5 protein-coding genes are annotated in these 5,902 nt (G+C 39.4%); all 5 read left to right on the plus strand.

From position 1 onward, the window contains the following. Window positions 1–307 precede the first annotated feature (307 nt). Window positions 308–673, plus strand: a complete 366-nt coding sequence (locus KC820_RS12955) for an ArsR/SmtB family transcription factor (RefSeq protein ID WP_212371684.1) — start codon at window positions 308–310, stop codon at window positions 671–673. Beyond that, a complete protein-coding gene (locus tag KC820_RS12960) occupies window positions 670–2,403 on the plus strand; it encodes a SulP family inorganic anion transporter (RefSeq protein ID WP_212371672.1) in 1,734 nt (577 codons plus the stop codon). The genes KC820_RS12955 and KC820_RS12960 overlap by 4 nt, the downstream gene beginning before the upstream one ends. A 441-nt stretch (window positions 2,404–2,844) precedes the next feature. Then, entirely contained in the window at window positions 2,845–4,383 is a 1,539-nt protein-coding gene (locus KC820_RS12965; RefSeq protein WP_212371674.1) for a fatty acid--CoA ligase family protein, read from the plus strand. Window positions 4,384–4,904: 521 nt separating this feature from the next. After that, window positions 4,905–5,096 (plus strand): hypothetical protein, encoded by a 192-nt coding sequence (locus KC820_RS12970; RefSeq protein WP_212371681.1) that lies wholly within the window; start codon window positions 4,905–4,907, stop codon window positions 5,094–5,096. 303 nt (window positions 5,097–5,399) lie between these two features. Beyond that, on the plus strand, window positions 5,400–5,902 hold a 503-nt coding region (locus tag KC820_RS12975), incomplete at its 3' end, for an RNA-guided endonuclease TnpB family protein (protein ID WP_212371683.1).

A 5,902-nucleotide genomic window follows, 5' to 3' on the forward strand; every position in this document is an offset into this window, starting at 1 on the left:
TGCTCTACCGTATAATAGAGCGCTTCTATTCGACGAAAGGACGTAAAGTTAGTGCTCTATCGTTGAATAGAGCGCTTCCTACCTCAAATTGAGAAGCCCCAATGTACAACTATTTACCTTCCTCTTATGTAGTAAAGTTCTCCGTTCATTCCTAAACGACTGTGGATTTTCAATTCACTCCACTCCTCACCCTTTTCGTTGCTAACCAACCATCAGCTATCTTGAATTAAAAGTTAAACATGGTATGATAGAGTTAGATATACATATTCAAATATTTGAATATGTAAGAAGGAGTGAGATCGATACGATGTGGGACGATTTACAAGAATTCAAAGCAGATTTCTTTAAAGCATTAGCACATCCTTTACGAATACGAATCTTAGAATTATTGGCGGAAGGTCAAAAAAGTGTCAATGAAATACAAACCATATTAAATAGTGAAGGATCAGCTGTTTCTCAGCAATTAAGCGTTTTGCGTAATAAAAATATTGTAACTGGTACAAAGCATGGGAAACAAGTCGTTTATTCATTAAGAGACCCATCGATCATGAAGCTTTTGGATGTAGCGAAGGAGATCTTTAATAATCATCTCGTCAGTACGATCTCTATTTTAGAAGAATTAGATACCAATGATGAGAATACGAATGAGAAAGAAGTGAAACGAAATTCATGAATCGTTTCTATGAGAATACAATCAAAAATTACTCGTTTAGTGATTTAAAAAAAGATTTAATCTCTGGCCTGACAGTAGGGATGATTGCAATTCCTTTAGCGATGGCTTTTGCTACGGCTTCTGGCGTAAGACCGGAATATGGACTTTATACAGCGATCATCGCTGGAATTTTAATCTCTCTATTTGGTGGTTCAAAGTTTCAAATCGGAGGTCCTACGGGAGCCTTTGTTCCAGTTTTGTTAGGAATTGTAACCATTTATGGATATGAAAATCTACTGATTGCGGGGTTACTGGCAGGCTTCATGTTACTATTCATGGGGCTTTTTAAATTAGGCTCGTTAATTAAGTTTATGCCTCGACCAGTAACGGTGGGATTTACGGCAGGTATTGCGGTAATTATTTTTACCGGACAAATCGCGAATTTTTTAGGAATTACTTCGATTGAACAACATTCAAGGTTTATATTGAATATCCGTGAAATTTGGAATCATTTACATCTAACTCAACTTTCTAGCATTTTTATAGCCTCGTTATGTATGGCCATTATATTACTCACACCTAAACTGTTTCCAAAAATTCCTGGAGCAATCGTCGGATTGATTGTTTCTACGATTATCGCAACAATCTTTTTTACTGATCAAGTACCGACAATCGGTTCTGTATTCGGAAGTATTCCATCGAGCCTTCCAGAATTTCAATTTCCTGAACTGACATGGGAACGAATTCAACCAATGCTCGTTCCCGCACTGACGATCGCTGCTTTAGGAGGAATTGAGTCTTTACTTTCGGCTGTTGTTGCTGATGGAATGGCTGGGAGTAAGCATGATAGTAACCGAGAATTAATAGGGCAAGGGATCGCGAACATCGTGACACCGCTATTTGGTGGGATTGCTGCGACTGGCGCAATTGCACGGACAGCGACGAATATTAAAACAGGAGCTGTCACCAGGATGTCGGGCGTATTTCATGGTGTATTTGTGTTGTTGACTTTACTCCTATTTGCGCCGTATGCATCACTCATCCCACTCGCGAGCATGGCACCTGTTTTGATGATTGTTGCATGGAATATGAGTGATCGTCGTCATTTCGCTCATTTATTGAAAATGAGAACCGGTGATTCACTCATTTTGGTTGCCACTTTCTTATTGACCGTTTTTACGACGATTACGATAGCTGTCATGACTGGTCTTGTCCTTGCACTAATAATGTTTGCAAGACGCATGAGTAATTTACTAGTCGTCTCCAAAGTATTGCCGGATCATTCACAAACCAATGAGACTGTTGAGGCCTATATGGTTGATGCGACTAGAAATTGTCCGCAAATTGAAATTTACACGATTGAAGGACCGCTTTTTTTCGGTGCAGCCCAAGTATTTGAACAACGTGTCATGGATTCGATCCACTATCGACCAAAAGCTTTACTGTTACGAATGAGCAAAGTTCCTTTCATGGACACAACAGGAATTGCCAACTTATCTAATGTTGTGAGTCATTTTAATAAACAAGGCGGAACGATTATTTTGTCGGGGATTAGTCCAAAGCTAAGGGAAATCTTAAAATCTTCCAATCTATACGATGACATCGGAGAAGAAAATATTTTTGAGCATACCGGTCAAGCGCTCGATCATGCGATATCGATTATCGATCATCCAAAATGTATAGGTTGTAAACAGTTCGCATTTCATGAATGTCATCAATTATCTGCGGGGAAGCCGCTGGTAACGGATTAAACGATTCACAGACGAAAAAAAAGTGGAGCTCATCAATTAAGATGTCTCCACTTTTTTTATAGAATTTTTTCATACTTGATTGGAGACACGGCAAGCATGGGTCAAACCGCTCGACCAGCCGTTTAAGCCGCTCAATAATTGAGTTTAACCGCTCGACCAGGCGCCCGAACCGCTCAATAATCGAGTACAACCGCTCGACCAATCGCTCAAACCGCTCAATAACTAATTCTAACCGCTCAAAAAATGCCATTGCTTAATATTCGATGGAAACCACTCTCTCAGGCGATAAATTCAAGTATAACATCTCAGTTTATTTATTTTTTCTGAAAAATGAAAGGGGTTTCTTGATGAATCGTGTCAAATAAACTATAATAGAATAATGAAAATTGAATGATTATTCATTCATTTCTAAAGAGAGATACATAACAAAGGAGGAAGGGTATGAATTTAAGTGATCAACTTTCCTTGACTGCAAAGGAAAATTTAACAAAAACGGCTTATATTTTTAATGATGAAGAAACTTCTTATCGAGAATTGGAAGGTGCTGTAACGAAATTTGCATCTAGTTTGAAAGAACTTGGATATGAAAAAGGAGACCATATCGCTTTAGTTGTGGGAAATACACCTCATTTCATTATCGGTCTTTATGGTGCGATGCGATTGGGTGTAACTGTTATACCGGTCAATCCTATTTATACGGTTGAAGAAATGGCTTACATTATGACGAACGGTGATGTCAAAGGTGTCATTACGTTAGATGTGTTAATGGAGAAATTTGTACATCTCGATCAAAAGGTTCCGGGAATCCAACACTATATTGTCGGTGCAACGAGTCCTGATAATGATTTAAGTACGTCTTCATTAGCAGAAAAGATTTCTTCATTTGAAAAATTAACGAAAGCAGGAAGCTTGGAACTCGACCGTCCAACATTGGATGAAGATGATACTGCTGTCGTTCTCTATACTTCTGGAACGACGGGTAAACCAAAAGGCGCAATGCTTACACACAAAAATCTTTATTCTAATGCGCGGGATGTAGCGGAATATTTAACGATTGATGCGAATGATCGTGTCGTTGCTGCGCTACCAATGTTTCACGTCTTTTGTTTAACCGTTGCACTGAATGCGCCATTGGTAAATGGTGGAACTGTTCTAATCGTACCGAAATTTTCACCTGAAGAAGTATTCCGCGTCATTAAAGAGCATCAAGCAACAATCTTTGCAGGCGTTCCAACGATGTATAACTATCTCTTGCAATATCCAGATGAAGAGGCTAAAGACTTCTCAAGCATTCGTTTTTGCATATCCGGGGGTGCATCGATGCCTGTCGCCTTATTAGAAAAATTCGAACAACGATTCAATATTCGTTTATCAGAAGGCTATGGATTATCGGAATCTTCTCCGGTTACATGTTTTAACCCATTGGACCGGCCACGAAAAGCAGGCTCGATCGGGAGAAGTATCACAAACGTGGAAAATAAAGTGGTTGATGAAAATGGAGAAGAGGTACCAATAGGTCAAGTCGGTGAATTGATAGTTCGAGGTCCGAACGTGATGAAAGGTTATTATAAAATGCCTGAAGAAACCCAAGCGACGATTAAAGATGGATGGTTGTATACTGGGGATATGGCTCGTATGGATGAAGACGAGTACTTCTATATTGTTGACCGGAAGAAAGAATTGATTTTGGTCGGTGGGTATAACGTTTATCCAAGAGAAATAGAAGAGGTTCTTTATGGTCATGGCAAGGTGAGCGAAGTTGCCGTCATCGGCGTTCCGGATGAAAACCTCGGAGAAGCGATTATCGCTTATGTCGTCGTGAACGATGATCAAGTAACAAGAGAGGAACTAGTTGCTCTCTGTAAAGAAAAACTTGCCAAATACAAGCAACCAAAAGAAATTGAATTCCTTGAAGAGTTACCGAAAAATACGACCGGTAAAATTCTCAAACGTAATTTAAAACACCAGTTACAGCAGTAGATAAACAGGGGGTGGGGTGCCCCCTGTTTTGTTTTGATTTGCGCCTGAATACCTTTTAATATATACATAGAATTATTAATTATATTACCACTGTAGGAGGATTAATCTTATTTAAGGGAGTCAGAAGCGATTCTTCCAGGGTGTGGTATTAAAAGCCTGTCATCCGTTCAAGAATTCGATGGGAATTCATCAAAGTATTTTACTCAAAGTGACAGTGATTTAATTACTATACAGTGTGGAAATGCAGGTAATACATGGAATGGAATTAAATTATCAGCACGATTAACAAGGGAGACAAGAGATGTTGTTAACTATGAAAAAAGTGGAAAATCGCGCCAAAGAGATATAGACTTTGATAAAATGCCCGGAAAACTACAATATCCGCCAGGTGCAATACTAAAAAAACTTCCGGATGGTAGAACATTGGCATCTTATAATAGTAAAGATGGTTACCCTTCACTTTCGTTCCCTTCTACTCTCAGGATGGATAAGACCGACAAAGTAAGAAAGGAGATAATCTTATGCAAAATTTAATTTTACATGCTTGGCAACCTATTACAAATTTAAAAAAACACTACGTTAGTGATGCCAGAGTTGAATTGAACGACGAAGGGTTCTTTATCATTTTAGGCGAGAAGACTCCATCCTCAGGCGAAGCCAGGGTGGAGATGAATCGCCTTCGGACAAGAGGCTGGGACAAATCAAGGTTATAAACTAAGAAACACGAATAACAATCCAACTTAGCGTAGGAAATATACGTAGACTTCTGCGGGAGAAAAAGCTTAGGTGAGACCCCGCAGTGCGTAGCACGAGGAGGCTCAACAGCTGCCCGCGAAAAGCGGAGTATATTTCCGAAGCGGGTATTTCCACTACACTGAATTAGGATGTTCGTTTCTGTGTTAACTTTAACGATTATGTCCCAGCCTCTTGTCCGAAAATGAGGTTATTACTTCCCATATCACAAGCTGGTAGTGTATAATAAGAACATACGTTTCCTTGTTAGGGGTGAAGTAATCTTGCAGGTAAACAAAGCCTATCGATTTCGAATCTATCCCAATAAACAACAAGAAATCCTCATTGCAAAAACGCTTGGATGTAGCCGTTTTGTCTTTAATCACTTTCTAAGTGAGTGGGAAAAATCTTACCAAAATACAGGTAAAAGATTGACATACAATAGCTGTTCCAAGCAATTAACACAACTAAAAAAGGAATTGGCTTGGTTAAAGGAAGTCGACAGTATAGCCTTGCAATCTTCCTTGAAAGCTCTCGCCGACTCCTACACACGATTCTTCAAGAAACAGAATCAGCGTCCACGTTTTAAATCGAAAAAGAACAAGATCCAATCCTACACAACCAAATACACAAACGGAAATATTGCCGTCTTGGATAACAAAATACAATTACCGAAGCTAGGCCTCGTTCCGTTTAAGAAAAGCCGTGAAGTTGAAGGACGGATTCTGAATGCGACGATCAGACGCAATGCTTCCGGCAAATATTTTGTTTCGATTGGGGTTGAAAC

Origin of the sequence: Allobacillus saliphilus (genome assembly GCF_018138385.1) — a bacterium.
Taxonomy (GTDB): Bacteria; Bacillota; Bacilli; order Bacillales; family Alkalibacillaceae; genus Allobacillus; species Allobacillus saliphilus.

What these genes read in the sequence shown, in the direction of transcription:
- KC820_RS12965 (WP_212371674.1), top strand. Translation starts at nt 2,845, where the DNA reads ATGAATTTAAGTGATCAACTTTCCTTGACTGCAAAGGAAAATTTAACA.
- KC820_RS12960 (WP_212371672.1), top strand. Translation starts at nt 670, where the DNA reads ATGAATCGTTTCTATGAGAATACAATCAAAAATTACTCGTTTAGTGAT.
- KC820_RS12970 (WP_212371681.1), top strand. Translation starts at nt 4,905, where the DNA reads ATGCAAAATTTAATTTTACATGCTTGGCAACCTATTACAAATTTAAAA.
- KC820_RS12955 (WP_212371684.1), top strand. Translation starts at nt 308, where the DNA reads ATGTGGGACGATTTACAAGAATTCAAAGCAGATTTCTTTAAAGCATTA.